This window comes from Patescibacteria group bacterium, assembly GCA_018900835.1.
GTDB lineage: Bacteria > Patescibacteriota > Minisyncoccia > Minisyncoccales > PEYH01 > PEYH01.
This window is the reverse complement of record JAHIFQ010000001.1, coordinates 18,513-34,093: the sequence shown is the minus strand read 5'-3', so window position 1 is coordinate 34,093 and position 15,581 is coordinate 18,513. Positions and strand designations below refer to the sequence as shown.

Genomic DNA, 15,581 nt, shown 5'->3' with positions numbered 1-15,581 from the left:
ATTCCCAATTAATTTTCGTGCATAATAAATAGTGCACGTCCCCAATTACACGTCCCCAATTAACAATTAAAAATCTAAGAAGATGCGAGTGAATAAAATGGTACACGTCCCCAATTAAACCAATTAAGGCCAATTAAGTAAGGGGTAACCCTTGGGCAAGAAGTATAAAATTGTACTCGTCCCCAATTAACCAATTAAGTAAGGGGTAACCCTTGGGCAAGAAGAATAAAATGGTGCACGTCCCCAATTTATAAAATGGTGCACGTCCCCAATTTATGGGCAAGACAGAAGAGTGTAATAATAAATAGTACACGTCCCCAATTAACCCACGTCCCCAATTAACCAATTAACCCAATTAAATAACACGTCCCCAATTAAGTACACGTCCCCGATTAACCATCTAAAAAGAAGCGAGTGAATAAAATAGTAAGACGTCCCCCATTACCAAAAAAAGATGCGAAATGGAAAAAGAAAGAAAATAGTACATGTCCCCAACTAACACAGTTTCTATCCCAATTAGTTTTTTGTACAAAGCACAATGGTGGCATAGCTAGGACGAATATCTATGCTCGCACCTTGACCAGTTGAATCAGTCGTAAAGGCGTGTGTATGGCTCCCAGATGAAGATGTCTCGAGTGTACTAGCAGTAACAACACTCTTACTTATTCCTTCCGGATATCCTTCCGCATATGACCCCGCCCTCGTGGTGTGAGTATGGGCTCCCGATGAAGCCGTCGTCCCGGTGTGCGTATGTGCTGGCAATTCATTAGTTGTTAATGTTATTGTGTTACTACCTCCCGCAGTAGCATTATAACTGCTCCCCCCTACTAAAAATTTCCCGTCCAATGCAGTAAATCGCGTCCATCCAGTAGGGCAAGAGGCGTTAAACATAGCGATCATCCCACTAGGAACATTTGTCTTGCTCCAGTCTAGTGTAGTAGTCCCCGTTAAAGTTAAGCTACTATTCCAATCAGCTCCATTCCAAAAACGAGCATTCACATCCCCAGCTCCGGTTCCTTGACCCGCAGCTCTTAACCATGGCACTCCGCCTGTTAACACTAAAGTCACTAAAATTGCGACTGTTCCAACGCACATTCCGATTATAAGAGTATATAAAGTTTCTTTATTGAAAGTAATCTTCATTTTTTTTTAATATTACTTATTAAAACACATTAGTTATCGTGATAATAGATTAAGCTACCCTTGCCTCCAATTGTATCACTTTTTTCTCAAGTAAAGCAACTCTTTCTAATAAGGGTCGTTCTTGCGATTTTAACTCCTTTAAATCTTTCCTGATTTCTTTTAATTCTTTAGAGTGTTTTGTTATTACATCCTCGATATAAATAACTCTTCTTTCTAAGCTTGATAGTTTGTTCTTAATCTCGTTGCGGTCTTCTTTGGCTTTTTCAAAACCAAAATCCACTGCCTCAATGATAGTTTGGGCCTGCTCTTCCATAGCTTTGCATAATATCTTTTCAAAATCTTTCTTGGTTAGTAGATTATTTTCTTTTTTGTTCATGAATTTGAATGTTCAAGACCCGACCTTGCTTCAATAATAATAGCTGAATATTAAAATAATTGCGTATTCTCTTCTTTTATTCTATCTCTTTGCGCAAACCTGTCAATAATAACCTGTGGAGAAAGAAAAAATCGTTTAACCCCTGTGTGCCCTTGCCTCAAGAACCCCCACCCGCCTTTCCAAAGTTGCGAATTCGTCAACATCTACTTTTCTTTTCAGGGAATCCTTAATTAATTCAACATTTATTTTCACGATTTCCGTATCCTCTTTTATTGATGCTATCATTTCACCATGCGAATCAAGCCGTGTTGACATTGATTCTATCATTTCACTATGAGAATCAAGTTTCGCTATTATTGATCCGTGCTGTTCCCCTATGAGCCCAATTTTTTGGTCAACATCCTCCTTGAGCACGCTAATGTGCCTTTTTATTTCTTCTTGATGCTCTTTTAAGATAGTTTTGATGTTTTCCATAATATTGGAAAAATAAAGATGTTTATGAATTGTGTAGTCAAAAAAATATATTCTTATATTTTCTATCTTATCTCTTTATACAAACGCCTGTCAACAACAACCTGTGTAAAAGCCAAACTATTAAATACAAATTGACAAATTGGGGACGACTCAAATTGGGGACGTGTACTATTTTTAATCATCAAATTGAGGACCTGTACTATTTTTATTAATAATTTCTCTAATTTTATAATGATTATAGTTTCTCATAGTATACTATTATTGTATACTTAAAGGAATACAAATTGGGGACGTGTACTATTTTTACTATTTTTATTTATTATTTATTTGTATATGCCCTGGCGATGACCGATGCGAATTATCAAAATCATTAAAATTCTATGAGAAATTTCGTATAAAATTCTATAATCACCCACTCGTAAAGAATAGCAATTTTTTAAGTCACCGCTTAATTTTTTGCCGAGGAAAGGATTTTTTTGCAGGTCATACATGGCTGCCCAAATATGCGGACGATATGTAAAATCTATCTTATTTAAATCTTTTTGCGCTGCTCTGGAAATTTCTACTTTATACATGCTTCGGCCTTTTATTTGCTTTTTTCTGTAATACGAAACCATCTTTGAAAAGTAATTTTTCTAAAGAAACAGTACGGCCTTTCTTATAATCTTCTCTTGCCTTTTCTATGTTCTTTTTCCAGTTAGGAAAGATATTCATTACTTCTAAGGTTTCCTGCCAAGATTCAAAATCCTGGGCAGACATTATAACTGCTTTTGGCCTACCATTGTCGGTCAAGGTGTAAAACACTGATGGTCTTTGCACTTCTTTGGTAAGTTGAAAAATTCTTTTTCTGGCTTCAGAAATTGAAATAGTGGTTTTTGTGCTCATATATTTATTGATATTATTATATGTACACAATAGCGTACATGATATAACTTGTCAAGTGCAAAATTCGCCTGGGAGTGGCAAAACCCAAAAAGCGCTTAAGCGCTTTTTGGGTTTCAATTTGAGATAAATTCTTGGAGTTGTCCCGACCGATGAATGACTAATTTTTTAAGGTGTTTTAGTCAACACCTTATAGTTAAAAGCAGATATCTCGGCCTTGAACTATAGTCGACACTCTATCCTCTTAATCCTGTAAACAAGATTAAAAAGATAAAGATTGTGTGATCTACGCACAGCTTCCGCTACGCGTGCCTTGTTCATGTTTTCCCTCGTGTTTCCAGAGGCATGGACTATATCTTCATCCAACATTACTTGTTGGAGCCAACGTGTAGTCTCTACGGGGTCAAAGGAAATTTATATTTCATTGAAGGAAGAATATAAGGCGATACTATATCCAAAAATGTTTTAATCTCTTTTCTTGGAATATATAATCGATTACCTTTTCCGTCCCAATGTATACTAACTTTCATTCCAAAATTCTTCTTAAGAATTTTTGTCAACACTTCGTTTTCCTTTAAAGAAAAACAGTGTGTACTAATAGTAGGATTAGTCTTGTTTGATTTTACTCCTCCATCATCCATGAACCATACAGCTAAACTCAATGGAGACGTAAATATGCCTTCTATGTCTGGCGGAATAATCTTCTTTCTATCTTTATAGAATATCTCATGAAATCTCGTAATCTGAGGATGAGCAAGAGTACGGAATCGCCATGCACAATGTTGCCTTACATATTTTGGTGGATTCAAAGACCATTCTTTAAACTCACTATATAGCCAAGCGACATATCTCTTATGCCTCTCTGATTGCTCTATCTGTAGTCTGAAATTCTTATCCCCTATATTCTTAAAAAGACATCCATCTCCTAAAATTAGACCTATTAGTATGTTATTCTGAATTATAGATAAACTTAAGCTTTGCCTAAGCTCTCTCACTTCAGAACTATTCCATTTTAAGTTTCCTCGACTTCCCACGGTATTACCGCTTACTAATTATGTTTTTATTATAACATAATAGCAGGTCGGCTTCACCGTTACAGTTAGATTTTACTGTCACCTTACGGTTGACAGGTCGCCTTCTTTATTATTTAATCGGACGACTTCACCATTATCACTGGTCTTACCTTGAGCCCGCAGAAGCGGGACTTCGGATACTACCAGCTCTCTTGGTGTGACGGGCGAATGAAATGATATTAAATTTATCTTCCGTTCCTACCGTACGTGCGGATTTCCCGCATACGGCGGAGGCCTATTTATGCATTCCTTGTTTTAATTTCTTGATTTTTTCTAATCCCTTCTTATTAAGGTGTTCTTTTTTATTCACTATATTTAACACCTTACAAAAAATCTCGAAATCTCTTTTCTTCTGACTATGTAATGGATTTCTCTTAAATAGAGGAATAACTTTCTTGTTTAGTTCATCAATTTTCCTTATCTGGAATCGATAATTATTTCTTTGATTTTTGCGATATTCTTTTTGAAAATAGATATTGCCACACCCAAAGAATTTTTTAACTTCTTCAAGTAATGGTAATTCATCTTCTCTCATTTTTATCGCATAATAACACTCTACCCTAGGATTTTGTGTTATTTTTTCGCGTTTCCAAATATATACAAGAAACGTTCCTTCTCCATCAGTTAACCCAATTATATAATCTTTTGAAAGCATAGATAGGTTAAGTCCTTCCCCAGTACATAATAAATTATGTATTGAGTACTATGACTTAGCTGACTTCTTTATGGCTTATAACTTAATCTTACCATAAAGATCTCTCTGGGTCATTTATTATACTATTCCCCGCATCCCATTTAGCTCGTATTATTTTATCTTCCCTATGCTCACCACCCAGTCCATAGGTCGATAGAGCTTTTTATAAAATGGGCTACAGTTTGCCTCCAGGTCCTTCGCCAAATTCCTCACGAAACTTGACTACCTTTCAGCTACGCCTCATAGACGGTGATTTATGAGGGAGCAGATTTTAACTGCTTAATTTAATAAACTGCCAGACGCTTTACGATGTGAGTACAAGACCCAGGAACATATTCATCGCGACATAGCTGATTCGCGATTACTAGCGATTCCAGCTTCACGGGGGCGAGTTTCAGCCCCCGATCCGAACTGAGATTGGTTTTAGGGATTAGCTTGGCCTTGCGGCTTGGCAACCCTCTGTACCAACCATTGTATCACGTGTGCGGCCCAGGGCATCAAAGGGCCATGCTGACTTGGTGTCATCCCCGCCTTCCTCCACATAAGATGTGGCAGTCCTCTGTGACACTTGTAACACAGAGTAGGGGTTGCGCATGTTACCCCATTTAAGGGAGCACTTCAAAGCACATGCTGACAACAGCCATGCAGCACCTGTGCTAATGTCCTTGTGGGTAGGTCCGCTTTTCGGCGGACTTTCATTAGCATGTCAAGCCCTGGTAAGGTTCCTCGCTTATCGTCGAATTAAGCCACGTGATCCACCGCTTGTGTGGGTCCCCGTCTATTCCTTTAAGTTTCAGCCTTGCGGCTGTACTCCCCAGGCGGGACACTTAACGCGTTAGCTTCGCCACTGAAAGGGTCGACACTTCCAATAGCCAGTGTCCATAATTTACAGCGTGGAGTACGAGGGTATCTAATCCTCTTCCATGCCCACGCTTTCGTTTCTCAGCGTCAGGATCGCTCTAGTTGAATGCCTTCGCTTTTGGTGTTCCCCTCGATATCAACGGATTCCACCCCTACACCGAGGGTTCCATCAACCCCTAACGTCCTCTACCCTACTAGTTTTTTCTACTGCTCCAAGGTTGAGCCTCAGAGATTTGATAGAAAACACAATAAGGCGCCTACAAACGCTTTACGCCCAGTAAATCCGGATAACGCTCGGGGCTCACGTATTACCGCTGCTGCTGGCCTTAATTGATATAAATTATCAATGTGGACTATATCTTCACCCTATCAGACATATATCTAACAGGGGTTCGGCGTGTTATGGCAGTTTAAACCTGCCATCTCTTTGGTTTTATCCAAAGAAGTCTCTGGGGGGTCAACTTATAATGGAGGCAATTTATGGGAAAAACAATCCAAGATATATGGTCTTATTAAAAATAGAAATTTATCTCTACCTTTAGCACCTATATAGATTCTTGGATATCTTATACTTCTACACAAAGCATTATTGACAGACGCTTCGATTCCGAAATTTCGCAACAATGTTTCTTTTAATAAAGAAACATCTTCAAGCGAGAAACAATCTGTACATAGAGTGAAGGCATAATGGTCCCTGACTCTCCAATCTAGAGAGCCATCATCCATATACCAAACCGCCAAGCTTCTCGGCGATATCAATAAAGTTTTAATATCCCGAGGAATCTTCTTTTTTGGCGAGTAGAACAATCTATGCCACTTTGTCAATTTCTCTAAATGCTTCGTACTGAAGTACCACTGATTATTATCTCTTCGCTGTTTTGGTTCCAAATTACAGAGATTTTTTAATTGATTATACAACCAGAAGACATAATCCCCGTGTCTCGCCGATTGTTTAATCTGTAACCTCGTTCCATGAAATCCATTGAACTCCAGCGATCCATCGCCCAAAATACTGCCAAGAATAATTTCTTGCTGTTTTTTGGTGATAGAATCTTTGTGAGATAATCTCATTGCTTTTATTATAAGCGACTTCCCTGCTGATTGCCATAATGAATATGGGTTCCCAGCATATAAGCCGACTCACCTTCTTGGGCCAAGAAGGATTACACTTCAGGATTACTCCTGAAGGACGCACCAAAATGTACGTGATTAGCAGCCCCTTATTCCACTGGTACATTCACTCGTGCCTCGCTTCCACTCGGCACTCGTTCAATTTCTAATTTCTAATTTTTAATTTCTAATCAATGACCTAATGACTTAATGTTTAAAAATTAAATCATTAAAAATTCATTAAAAATTTTAAATTCAAAATTCAAAATTATGAGTGCTGAACAAAAGTGAGGCACGAATTATTCTCAGTTAAAAGAAGTTTACACCCCGCGGGGCTTCATCCTTCACGCGGCGTCGCCTCGTCAGCCTTTCGGCCATTGCGAAGGGTCCTTGACTGCTGCCTCCCGTAGGAGTAGGGTCCGTATCTCAATACCCTTGTTGGCGGTCGGGCTCTCACCCCGCCTACCCGTCATTGCCTTGGTGGGCTATTATCTCACCAACTAGCTGATGGGCCGCAGACCAATCACTAAGTGGAATCTTGCGAAACCTTTACCCTTTGATTGCTCGCAGGGACTATCAGGAATTAGTCCCGCTTTCGCGGGATTATGCCTGTCTTAGTGGAATGTATCCACGTGTTACTAACCCGTTTGCCACTGTCCCCCACCTATTGAACATAAACTTTCGTTTGGTTGCGCAAAGCGCAATGTTCGATAGGTGGGGGACCGTTTGACTTGCATGCCTTATCCACGCCGCTAGCGTTCATCCTGAGCCAGGATCAAACTCTCAAAAAAAATCCTTCGCGCGTCCTCGCGGACTCGCTCAGGGTACTCTGTTTTGTTTCTACTCAACTTCGTAAACACTCAGTTTCGCAGACAAAACAGGTATAGTCGGAACAACTCTAAAAATTTATCTTGCGTTTGCTATTTAGTTTTTAAAGAACCTGCGTATTCTTATACGCATATACAATTGTATCCATTTTCAAAAATATGTCAAGTGGTATAAAGTGATATAATAAATAAACGATTGTTAATTGATAATTAATTATCATTGATTATTGATTAATTGCTCCCCTACCCTATCAACTGCCACACTGTTTTGTTGGAAATAGAAGAGAGGGGAGTATAAAAAGCCAAAAACCAAAAACCACAACTCAAAATTAAATCATTAAAAATTCATTCAAAATTTTAAATTCAAAATTAAAAATTATTGCAGGTTCGTCCAGGATGCAAAACTAAAATAATAAATGATTAATATTAAATAAATTTATGTCTATGAAAAAAGATTTGGCAATTGCAATAGATTTAGGCGCTACAAATTTGCGAGCTGGAATTATTTCTAAAAATGGAAAAATTTTAAAACAGCTTAAAACACAAACTCCAAAAATTAAAAATCAACCGACCCTCTTATCTGAAACAATTATAGTTTTAATAAATTCTCTTTTGGAAAACTATGACAAAAAAAGAATTTTAGGCATAGGTGTTGTTGTCCCAAGTCCGATTGATTCCAAAAATGGAGAAATGGTAAATCCTCCAAATTTACCATATAAAAAAGTTCCAATTGTGAAGCCATTGGAAAAATATTTTTCAATTCCTGTAGCGCTTGCCAATGATTGCAACGCAGCAGTGCGGGCGGAAAAATATTTTGGAGCTGGAAAAAAATCAAAGAATTTTGTCTATCTCACGATTTCCAGTGGTATAGGCGCAGGCATTATTGCGGACAATCATCAATTGGCCGGATATAATGAAAGTGCTGGAGAAGTCGGACATTTCATAGTGGACACAGAATATGACCTTAATTGTTCGTGTGGAAAGGGTAGTGGCCATTGGGAAGCGTATTGCTCTGGAAGCGATATGCCGATTTTCTTTAAAATTTGGCTAAAATCCAAAAAAATTAAAAACAAGTATGCGGTCAAAACATCAAAGGACATTTTTGACTTGGCCGCAATCAAAGATAAAAATATTCTAAATTTCCTAAAGCAAATCGGGAAAATAAACGCCAGGGGGGTTTCTAATATAATTGTTGCCTATAATCCGGAAATAATTATTATGTCTGGGGCAGTTGTTTTAAATAACCATAACTTGATTATCCCTGAAATAAAAAAGAATGTTGATAAGTTTCTTACTCTCCCCAAAATCATAATCTCTCCTCTCAAAGAAAACGCCTGTCTTATTGGCGCAGCATCTCTTGTATTTTTTAAATAACCAATATTAAATTAGCCAACTTTTCTCTATCGCCAAAAATCTGCCGAGAAACGATCTCGGCAGATTTTATCCTGATTGAAACAATCGAAAGAATGACTAATAATAACTAAGGATGACCAAAGAATGGCTGTGGATAACTTTCCCCCAAAAATTACCCGCCTTGGGCGGGTTGTGAGATTCCCTATATCTGACGTGGCTTCCGGCGTTTTACGAAAATTACGAGGCCCGGCCTCGTAATTTTCGCACATCAGAGAATGGACTATTTTTATACTCCCAATTTTCTATTAAATCTGCGTATTTCTCTTGTAGCGCAACTACTACTACAATAGATTCTCGGGTCAGATGGCGTTGTCTCAAACATTTGATTACACCCCTCTCTTGCGCAAATTCTTTTCTCTCTTTTACGACAAAAATCAAAAATACCTTTCCTCCAATTCTCTTTAGAGATAGCACTCTGTTTTGCTTTATATTCTAAAGATTTATAGTAACTATGAGCCATGAAAGACATTAATAAAGCCCACCGCCGGAATCGAACCGACCTCTGCTGGTTACAAATCAGCTGCTCTACCAACTGAGCTAGGCGGGCGGGATTATCTCTGAATTATTTCTTGTCCATTTCTCCCCAGTAATCTTCTTTAAATTTTTGAGAGTGAGAAACCTTCCGCAAATAGTGGTCTGCTCTTCTTTCTCCCTTGAGAAATAAAATTTTTGTTTTAATCAACGCTTTTTTCATTAGCTTCTCTGTGCTGAATCCATTAGTTGAACCCAATCCGGCCATCTTTTTCCTGAATCGCTCTCTTAACGGCTCATGAGTGGCTGCTCCGCTCACCATAATCTCCGCAGTCCTTAGTTTGGGCCACTTGCGGATGATAATAAAAAACATTCCGCCGAAACTTATAACCAAAATTATTAGAGCTGCCAAATTAAGCATATTCTTTGCTTTATTATAGCTTAAATCTCAAAGCGCACAAACCTCGCCAAAATTATATTCTCCCCAATCTTGGCAATATTATCATTAATAAGGCCCTGAATCGTTTTTTCCGCATCCTTTACATATGGCTGTAAAAGCAGGCAATTTTCTTTTTTGAATTTCTCAAGCTTTCCTTCAATTATTTTTTCCATCATCTCTTTTGGCTTCTTCTCTTTTACCATCTGCTCCCTGTAAATCTCTTTTTCTTTCTCCACAACTTGCAAAGGAATGTCCTCCGTACTCAAGTAGAGTGGATTCATCGCCGCAACATGCAAAGCGATTTCATGAGCTAATTCCTGAAAATCCTTATTCCTTGCCACAAAATCGGTCTCGCACCTCAAATCAACCAACACGCCAATTTTTTTATTGGAATGAATATACGCTTCTATAATCCCTTGATTGGTTCCTCTCCCGCTTCTCTTGCTTGCCAATTCCTGCCCCCACTTGCGCAGGAGTTCTTTTGCTTTCTCCACATCTCGCCCCGCTTCTTCAAGCGCTTTCTTGCATAAGGCAAGAGACACGCCTGTTTCCTGACGAATTTTTTTAATCACTTCTATCATATTATTTTTCCTTATTATTTTCTAAAATGACTGATTTAACTTTTTCTAAAATATATTTTACTGAAGTTATAGCGTCATCATTTGCTGGAATCGGATAATCCACTTTTATCGGGTCAACATTCGTATCCGCAATCGCAATAATTTTAAGCCCTTTCATCTTTGCCTCTTTTATGGCCAAAGAATCTCGGCACATATCAAGCACAAACAAAACATCGGGCATCTTCGCCATATCTTTTATTCCACTGAACTTTATCGCCAAACGGCTCATGTCTTTATCAAGTTCAAGTTGTTCTTTTTTTGTGTATTTATCCAACTCTCCACTCGCCTTCTTTTGTTCAAGGTCTTTAAAATGCTCAATTCTCTTGCGAATTATTTTAAAATTCGTAAGGGTTCCGCCTATCCATCTTTGGACAACAAAAGGCAAACCGCACGCTTCTGCTGTATCCTGGACCAATTTTTTAGTCGGAATCTTGGTGCCAACCAAAAGAATGGTCTTTCCTTCTTTGGTAAGTTCCTTGATATAATCTAAGGCCTTGATAAGGAACGCCTTGGTTTGTTCAAGGTCAATAATATTAATATGGTCGCTTCCTTTAACGCCCAAAATATATGGCTTCATTTTGGGATGGCATTTGGAAATGCGATGACCGAAATAAACGCCAGCTTCGGCCATTTCATCAACGCTGATGCCATAATCTGTTTTTTTAGGTTTTGTAATTTCTTTTTCAGGCATAAATATGATTATAATAAATTAAAGTATCCCCAATATATCACTATCCAAAAATTAAATCAAGAGCTATTTGACAGAAATTTGATTTCTGCTAATATATCGTTATATGGCGAAGAAAGATATACATCCGAAATATTATCCAAAAACAAAAGTTCACTGTTCTTGTGGGAACTCTTTTGAAGTCGGCTCAACTCAAGAAAGCATTGATGTAGAGGTATGCTCTGGCTGCCATTCTTTTTATACTGGCAAGGATAAGGTGATTGACTCAATGGGACAAATTCAGAAATTCAAAAAGCGCGCTGCCAAGAAGGAAGATATGAAGAAAAAATAACTTTGTAAAAATACAAAAACTCCGCTTTAAGCGGTTTTTTGTGTTAAAATGATAAAACATGGAAAATTTAGAAAAACTTAAACAAGAATATGAGGCAATATTGGAACAACTCGCGCAGGCCGAGAAGTCCTTGGATTGGGAAGAGTTTGGTAAATTGAACAAACAAAAAGAAGCGTATGTTTCGCTCGTCAAAAAACAAGACGAATTAAAAAAGATTGACGACCAAATTATTGACGCTGAAAAAATACTCACAACTGAAAAAGATATTCAGATTGTTGCTTTAGCGCAGGAGGAAAAAGAAAATCTTTTGAAACAAAAACAAAAATTGGAAAAAGAAATTGGGAAAGGATTTAGAGAAATCAGCGGAGAAGGAGAAGACCCAAATGCGATTATTGTGGAAATTCGGGCTGGTACCGGCGGAGAAGAGGCATCTTTGTTCGCTTCCAATTTATTTTTTATGTATTCAAAATACGCTGAATCCAAAAACTGGGGAGTAATGCTCCTTGACCAACATAAAACAGGGCTCGGAGGATTCAAAGAAGTTATTTTCCAAATTAATGGAGACCAAGCATTTTCTAAAATGAAAAATGAGGCAGGCGTACATAGAGTTCAAAGGATTCCAACTACAGAAAAAATGGGAAGGATACACACATCTACCGCTTCTGTGGCGATATTGCCTAAGCCGAACAAATCCCAAATCCAAATCAAGCCAGATGAAATCCAAATAGATACTTACAAATCTTCTGGCGCAGGAGGACAAAATGTCAACAAAAGAGAAACAGCCATAAGAATTACCCATATACCTACCGGCTTAGTGGTTACTTCTCAAACAGAAAGAAACCAACTCCAAAACAAAGAAAACGCCCTGTCTATTCTCCAAGCCCGACTTTTAGAAAGACAAATCAAAGAACAGGCACAGAAACAGGGTTCTGATAGAAAAGGACAAATCGGACAGGCAATGCGGGCGGAGAAAATAAGGACATATAATTTTCCACAGAGCAGAATCACTGACCACAGAATCAAAAAAACCTGGCACAATTTAGAGCAGGTTATGGCAGGGGCTTTAGACGATATTGCCAGCGAATTAGAAATAAGTTCCTAAAAATATTTTTAAAACACTCCCTCTTCTATCCAATCCTCCCATTCAGAAGCATTATTCATCACTTGATTTCTATATGAATAGCCCCCAGCTGTTTGACAACGGCTGGTCATAACGCTTGTCCCGCATAGGTAGGCAGTCACAGCGCCTACTTCTTTTTGGAGTTTTTGGCTCCCAGCTCCCCAATCACTCAAATAAAGACCAGCTGCTAAAAAAGCATCTCTAACTCTCCACGGATTAGCTGTTCCACCAACAATATTTTCCACCCTCTTCTTATATCCCTTATCCGGGTTAGAGGGATTTAACCAAGTATTAGGCATAAACTGCGCAGGCCCCATTGCGCCTCCCCATTGGACCTTGCCTCCGCTTATAGAGCAGGAAATCGGCGTTGTGCCAATGTCCATTCCCAGTCCTTCGGTAATTTGTAAAAATGCGTCCCACTGACCTGAATGCATAACTTCTTTATATCCAATATCAGGATATCTGCAATACGAACGAGTAGAACAATTGCATTGTCCGACATTTTTCCCTATAGCTGATTCTGTCTGCATTAATCCCAACAAAAGAGCTGGCCTAACTCCGGTAATTGTCTCCACATATTTCGCTATTGCATAGGCCTCTTCATAGCTTGGCGCTTCTTCTTCTGAAACTTGGGCTAATTGAAAAATTCTTTTTCTTATTTCAGACGCTTTTACCTGGGTTTCTTTAATATATGCCTGATATAAATCCTCTCTGCCTTTTGTGGTTTGCAAGATGGACTCCTGTTCTTTTTGTAATTTCTGACTCTCTTGTTTCTGTAGAGTGCTCACCACAACTAACTGCTCAAGCTCCCCCTTTTCTTTGGTAAGCGCGCCCTCTTCAACTTCTAATTGAACCTTTAATGACCTAATATGCCCCAACAGCTCCTGATTTTTTATATTCAATGCTTCAAGCGCTGCCAACTCGTCAAAAAAATCAGATAATTCGTTTTCAGCAAGCATAATTTCCAAAAGAGAGCGCTGGTCCTGCTCATAAATTGTCCTCAACAGCTCTGCTAACTTTAATCTTGAGTCCTCTATCTGCGCTGTACTTACTCCGATGGATGCTTGAGTATCGCCAATCTGTAAATTAAGGTCTTTGACCATCAAATTACTTCTATAGATTTCATTATTCAGCCCACTGATTTTGTTCTTAAAAATAGAAATTTTATTCTGCAATGTCTTTGCCTCTTTTTGCGTTTCACCAACTTTATCCTCATAATATGAGCTTTGCGCCTGATAAAACTCCAAACATTTATTAAGCGTCTCTTGGCATTGTTCTTCTGACAAAGACCCACACCCGCCACTATCATCATCTAATAATGTTTGGCATGTTTTTACCAAATCCTCTGCTCCCAAAACAATAGATACCTGTCCAAGCAAAGGATTAATCCCGCTGAATATGGAAAATAAAAAAGACACCAAAAGTGCCCAACTCGCAACCTTAAAAATCCTATTTTTGTGATAAATAATCATCATACAATATTCTATCACAAAACGCCTTTATTGTCCCTTTTTTTTCTTGGCTTAATCCTTTTCTTTTGACTCTTTTTCAGGCGCTTGTTTTTCTCTCTTTTCTCCTTTTCCTTCCGCTTCTCCCTCTTCTATTTCGCTGTCTCCTTTTTTAACCATACCCTCTATCTCATCTATCTTTTCTTCAATCGGCTTTTCTAATTCTTCCTCAACATTAGTCGGAGCAGCCACCAAGACCAAAACCTCATCTGGGTCCTTCAAAACTTCAACACCATCTGGAACAACCAAGTCCCTTACAAAAATTTCTTTGCCTATAGCGTCAAGGGATCCAATATCAACCCTGATTTCATCAGGAATATTTGTCGGCAATGCTCTTATTTCTAATTCTGAAACTGTCTTAATAATCGTTCCTCCAAGCTTTTTGATTGCTGGCGATTCACCAACAAGCACAAGCTCAACAGCCACTTCAACTTTCTTTTCAAGGTCAGGCGCATAAAAATCAATATGAATTATTTTCCCGGAAACACCGTCTTTTTGAATATCGTGAACCAGAACAGGATGATTCTCTTTTTCCCCCTTTATTTTTAAATCAATTATGGCGTGTTCCCCTGCTTCAGCAAAAACCTTTTCAAACTCTTTTAAATTCAAAACAAGCGAAGCGTTTCCTATTTTAGGACCATAAGCAACAGCAGGCAAAAATCCCTGCTTGCGCAATCCTTCTACTTTCTCGCCTTTTATTTCCCGCAATTCTGCGGATAAAGAAATGGTATTTTTAGAAACCATATGCGCTTGCGCTAAACACGCTAACTACTGTTCTGTAAACAGGAGTCAATTCCACGAGAAAAACGATGATTACGACAATCATCGCTATTACTGTTAAAATGTCAATTATTTTTCTAATCATATTTTTGTGTGTTCTGAAATTGTAAAATAAATACTAACACAATTCAAAAAATAAATCAAATTATTTGAAGTAATTTGCTAATTCCACAACAGTTTGAGCCATTTTGAAAACCTCATTTTGGAAACCTCATTTTGAAAACCTGGTTTTGAAAACCTGGTTTCCAAAGTTATTATGATTGTTTTAAAATCATAAATATGGATAAATACAAGTAAGAACTATGGATAACTATGAACAAATATGCCTGTGGATAACTTTCCCCCAAAAATTACCCGCCCTGGGCGGGTTGCGAGAATCCTCAATACTGGCGTGGCTTCCGCCATTTTACGAAAATTACGAGGCCCGGCCTCGTAATCGTACGTAATCGTACTTAGCATCGTTTTGTTGAGATTTGGCTGAGATTCTGCCGAGAAATGATCTCGGCAGAATTTCGATAAATATTAGCCTGATTAACCAAAAAGCGCTGTAAGCGCTTTTTGGTTTGAGAAATTATCTATTCAAAATCTATTGAAAATTTTTATTCGCTTGATTCTGTGTCGCTTGAAGTTGGTACAGGTGCGCCATTCTTCTTTTTTAAACCCTTGCAGCATCCTTTTTTAACAAGGAGAACTGCTAGACCGACCACAACTAAACCAATTATAACCCAATATATTGTATTCATAGTTTTAAAAAATTAACTTGCATGTCGC

General features: G+C 38.2%; 17 protein-coding genes, 1 tRNA gene, 1 rRNA gene and 1 other annotated feature. Of the genes, 3 read left to right on the top strand and 16 right to left on the bottom strand.

The window, feature by feature from the left end; genetic code table 11:
- Positions 1 to 516 precede the first annotated feature (516 nt).
- From KJ562_00195 to KJ562_00155, 9 genes are all read right to left on the bottom strand, one after another.
- Positions 517 to 1,143: a hypothetical protein gene (locus KJ562_00195; GenBank protein ID MBU3964149.1), complete on the bottom strand. Its 627-nt coding sequence runs from the start codon at positions 1,141 to 1,143 to the stop codon at positions 517 to 519.
- A 49-nt stretch (positions 1,144 to 1,192) separates the two neighbouring features.
- Positions 1,193 to 1,519, bottom strand: a complete 327-nt coding sequence (locus KJ562_00190; GenBank protein MBU3964148.1) for a hypothetical protein — start codon at positions 1,517 to 1,519, stop codon at positions 1,193 to 1,195.
- 135 nt (positions 1,520 to 1,654) lie between these two features.
- A complete protein-coding gene (locus KJ562_00185; protein MBU3964147.1) occupies positions 1,655 to 1,993 on the bottom strand; it encodes a hypothetical protein in 339 nt (112 codons plus the stop codon).
- A 323-nt stretch (positions 1,994 to 2,316) separates the two neighbouring features.
- Positions 2,317 to 2,568: a type II toxin-antitoxin system RelE/ParE family toxin gene (locus KJ562_00180; protein MBU3964146.1), complete on the bottom strand. Its 252-nt coding sequence runs from the start codon at positions 2,566 to 2,568 to the stop codon at positions 2,317 to 2,319.
- Entirely contained in the window at positions 2,561 to 2,878 is a 318-nt protein-coding gene (locus KJ562_00175) for a type II toxin-antitoxin system Phd/YefM family antitoxin (protein ID MBU3964145.1), read from the bottom strand. Before KJ562_00175 ends, KJ562_00180 begins: the two co-directional genes overlap by 8 nt.
- A gap of 392 nt (positions 2,879 to 3,270) precedes the next feature.
- A complete protein-coding gene (locus KJ562_00170; protein MBU3964144.1) occupies positions 3,271 to 3,909 on the bottom strand; it encodes a hypothetical protein in 639 nt (212 codons plus the stop codon).
- Between the two features lie 274 nt (positions 3,910 to 4,183).
- Positions 4,184 to 4,603: an LAGLIDADG family homing endonuclease gene (locus KJ562_00165; GenBank protein ID MBU3964143.1), complete on the bottom strand. Its 420-nt coding sequence runs from the start codon at positions 4,601 to 4,603 to the stop codon at positions 4,184 to 4,186.
- Positions 4,604 to 4,884: 281 nt separating this feature from the next.
- Positions 4,885 to 5,961 (bottom strand): 16S ribosomal RNA (locus KJ562_00160).
- A gap of 4 nt (positions 5,962 to 5,965) precedes the next feature.
- Positions 5,966 to 6,574 carry a hypothetical protein gene (locus tag KJ562_00155; protein ID MBU3964142.1) on the bottom strand — a complete coding sequence of 203 codons (609 nt, stop codon included), beginning with the start codon at positions 6,572 to 6,574 and terminating at the stop codon, positions 5,966 to 5,968.
- Positions 6,575 to 6,663: 89 nt separating this feature from the next.
- Positions 6,664 to 7,396, bottom strand: a sequence feature (16S ribosomal RNA rRNA prediction is too short).
- A 482-nt stretch (positions 7,397 to 7,878) separates the two neighbouring features.
- On the opposite strand from KJ562_00155, the gene KJ562_00150 reads away from it, so the two are divergent.
- Entirely contained in the window at positions 7,879 to 8,814 is a 936-nt protein-coding gene (locus tag KJ562_00150; protein ID MBU3964141.1) for an ROK family protein, read from the top strand.
- 514 nt (positions 8,815 to 9,328) lie between these two features.
- Here KJ562_00150 and KJ562_00145 read toward each other — a convergent pair.
- The 4 genes from KJ562_00145 to rpsB all read right to left on the bottom strand — a co-directional run bounded on the left by KJ562_00145 (position 9,329) and on the right by rpsB (position 11,074).
- A tRNA-Thr gene (locus KJ562_00145) sits at positions 9,329 to 9,400 on the bottom strand.
- A gap of 15 nt (positions 9,401 to 9,415) precedes the next feature.
- Positions 9,416 to 9,745 carry a hypothetical protein gene (locus KJ562_00140; protein ID MBU3964140.1) on the bottom strand — a complete coding sequence of 110 codons (330 nt, stop codon included), beginning with the start codon at positions 9,743 to 9,745 and terminating at the stop codon, positions 9,416 to 9,418.
- A gap of 20 nt (positions 9,746 to 9,765) precedes the next feature.
- The gene (locus KJ562_00135; GenBank protein ID MBU3964139.1) at positions 9,766 to 10,344 is read right to left on the bottom strand and encodes an elongation factor Ts; all 579 of its coding nucleotides are present in this window, start codon (positions 10,342 to 10,344) and stop codon (positions 9,766 to 9,768) included.
- A 1-nt stretch (position 10,345) separates the two neighbouring features.
- A complete protein-coding gene (gene rpsB, locus KJ562_00130) occupies positions 10,346 to 11,074 on the bottom strand; it encodes a 30S ribosomal protein S2 (GenBank protein ID MBU3964138.1) in 729 nt (242 codons plus the stop codon).
- A gap of 103 nt (positions 11,075 to 11,177) precedes the next feature.
- Here rpsB and rpmE point away from each other — a divergent pair, with 103 nt between their 5' ends.
- Complete coding sequence (rpmE, locus tag KJ562_00125) at positions 11,178 to 11,402, top strand: 50S ribosomal protein L31 (protein MBU3964137.1); 225 nt, start codon at positions 11,178 to 11,180, stop codon at positions 11,400 to 11,402.
- Positions 11,403 to 11,460: 58 nt separating this feature from the next.
- The gene (gene prfA / locus KJ562_00120) at positions 11,461 to 12,504 is read left to right on the top strand and encodes a peptide chain release factor 1 (protein ID MBU3964136.1); all 1,044 of its coding nucleotides are present in this window, start codon (positions 11,461 to 11,463) and stop codon (positions 12,502 to 12,504) included.
- A gap of 8 nt (positions 12,505 to 12,512) precedes the next feature.
- On the opposite strand, the gene KJ562_00115 is transcribed toward prfA, so the two are convergent.
- The 3 genes from KJ562_00115 to KJ562_00105 all read right to left on the bottom strand — a co-directional run bounded on the left by KJ562_00115 (position 12,513) and on the right by KJ562_00105 (position 15,553).
- Positions 12,513 to 13,997 carry a lytic murein transglycosylase gene (locus KJ562_00115; GenBank protein ID MBU3964135.1) on the bottom strand — a complete coding sequence of 495 codons (1,485 nt, stop codon included), beginning with the start codon at positions 13,995 to 13,997 and terminating at the stop codon, positions 12,513 to 12,515.
- Between the two features lie 48 nt (positions 13,998 to 14,045).
- Positions 14,046 to 14,774: a 50S ribosomal protein L25 gene (locus tag KJ562_00110; protein MBU3964134.1), complete on the bottom strand. Its 729-nt coding sequence runs from the start codon at positions 14,772 to 14,774 to the stop codon at positions 14,046 to 14,048.
- A 635-nt stretch (positions 14,775 to 15,409) separates the two neighbouring features.
- Complete coding sequence (locus KJ562_00105; protein MBU3964133.1) at positions 15,410 to 15,553, bottom strand: hypothetical protein; 144 nt, start codon at positions 15,551 to 15,553, stop codon at positions 15,410 to 15,412.
- Positions 15,554 to 15,581: the final 28 nt, after the last annotated feature.

Bases quoted from the DNA above. Each gene is read 5' to 3' on its own strand.
- KJ562_00195 (MBU3964149.1), bottom strand. From the start codon at position 1,143: ATGAAGATTACTTTCAATAAAGAAACTTTATATACTCTTATAATCGGA.
- KJ562_00190 (MBU3964148.1), bottom strand. From the start codon at position 1,519: ATGAACAAAAAAGAAAATAATCTACTAACCAAGAAAGATTTTGAAAAG.
- KJ562_00185 (MBU3964147.1), bottom strand. From the start codon at position 1,993: ATGGAAAACATCAAAACTATCTTAAAAGAGCATCAAGAAGAAATAAAA.
- KJ562_00180 (MBU3964146.1), bottom strand. From the start codon at position 2,568: ATGTATAAAGTAGAAATTTCCAGAGCAGCGCAAAAAGATTTAAATAAG.
- KJ562_00175 (MBU3964145.1), bottom strand. From the start codon at position 2,878: ATGAGCACAAAAACCACTATTTCAATTTCTGAAGCCAGAAAAAGAATT.
- KJ562_00165 (MBU3964143.1), bottom strand. From the start codon at position 4,603: ATGCTTTCAAAAGATTATATAATTGGGTTAACTGATGGAGAAGGAACG.
- KJ562_00155 (MBU3964142.1), bottom strand. From the start codon at position 6,574: ATGAGATTATCTCACAAAGATTCTATCACCAAAAAACAGCAAGAAATT.
- KJ562_00150 (MBU3964141.1), top strand. From the start codon at position 7,879: ATGTCTATGAAAAAAGATTTGGCAATTGCAATAGATTTAGGCGCTACA.
- KJ562_00140 (MBU3964140.1), bottom strand. From the start codon at position 9,745: ATGCTTAATTTGGCAGCTCTAATAATTTTGGTTATAAGTTTCGGCGGA.
- KJ562_00135 (MBU3964139.1), bottom strand. From the start codon at position 10,344: ATGATAGAAGTGATTAAAAAAATTCGTCAGGAAACAGGCGTGTCTCTT.
- rpsB (MBU3964138.1), bottom strand. From the start codon at position 11,074: ATGCCTGAAAAAGAAATTACAAAACCTAAAAAAACAGATTATGGCATC.
- rpmE (MBU3964137.1), top strand. From the start codon at position 11,178: ATGGCGAAGAAAGATATACATCCGAAATATTATCCAAAAACAAAAGTT.
- prfA (MBU3964136.1), top strand. From the start codon at position 11,461: ATGGAAAATTTAGAAAAACTTAAACAAGAATATGAGGCAATATTGGAA.
- KJ562_00115 (MBU3964135.1), bottom strand. From the start codon at position 13,997: ATGATGATTATTTATCACAAAAATAGGATTTTTAAGGTTGCGAGTTGG.
- KJ562_00110 (MBU3964134.1), bottom strand. From the start codon at position 14,774: ATGGTTTCTAAAAATACCATTTCTTTATCCGCAGAATTGCGGGAAATA.
- KJ562_00105 (MBU3964133.1), bottom strand. From the start codon at position 15,553: ATGAATACAATATATTGGGTTATAATTGGTTTAGTTGTGGTCGGTCTA.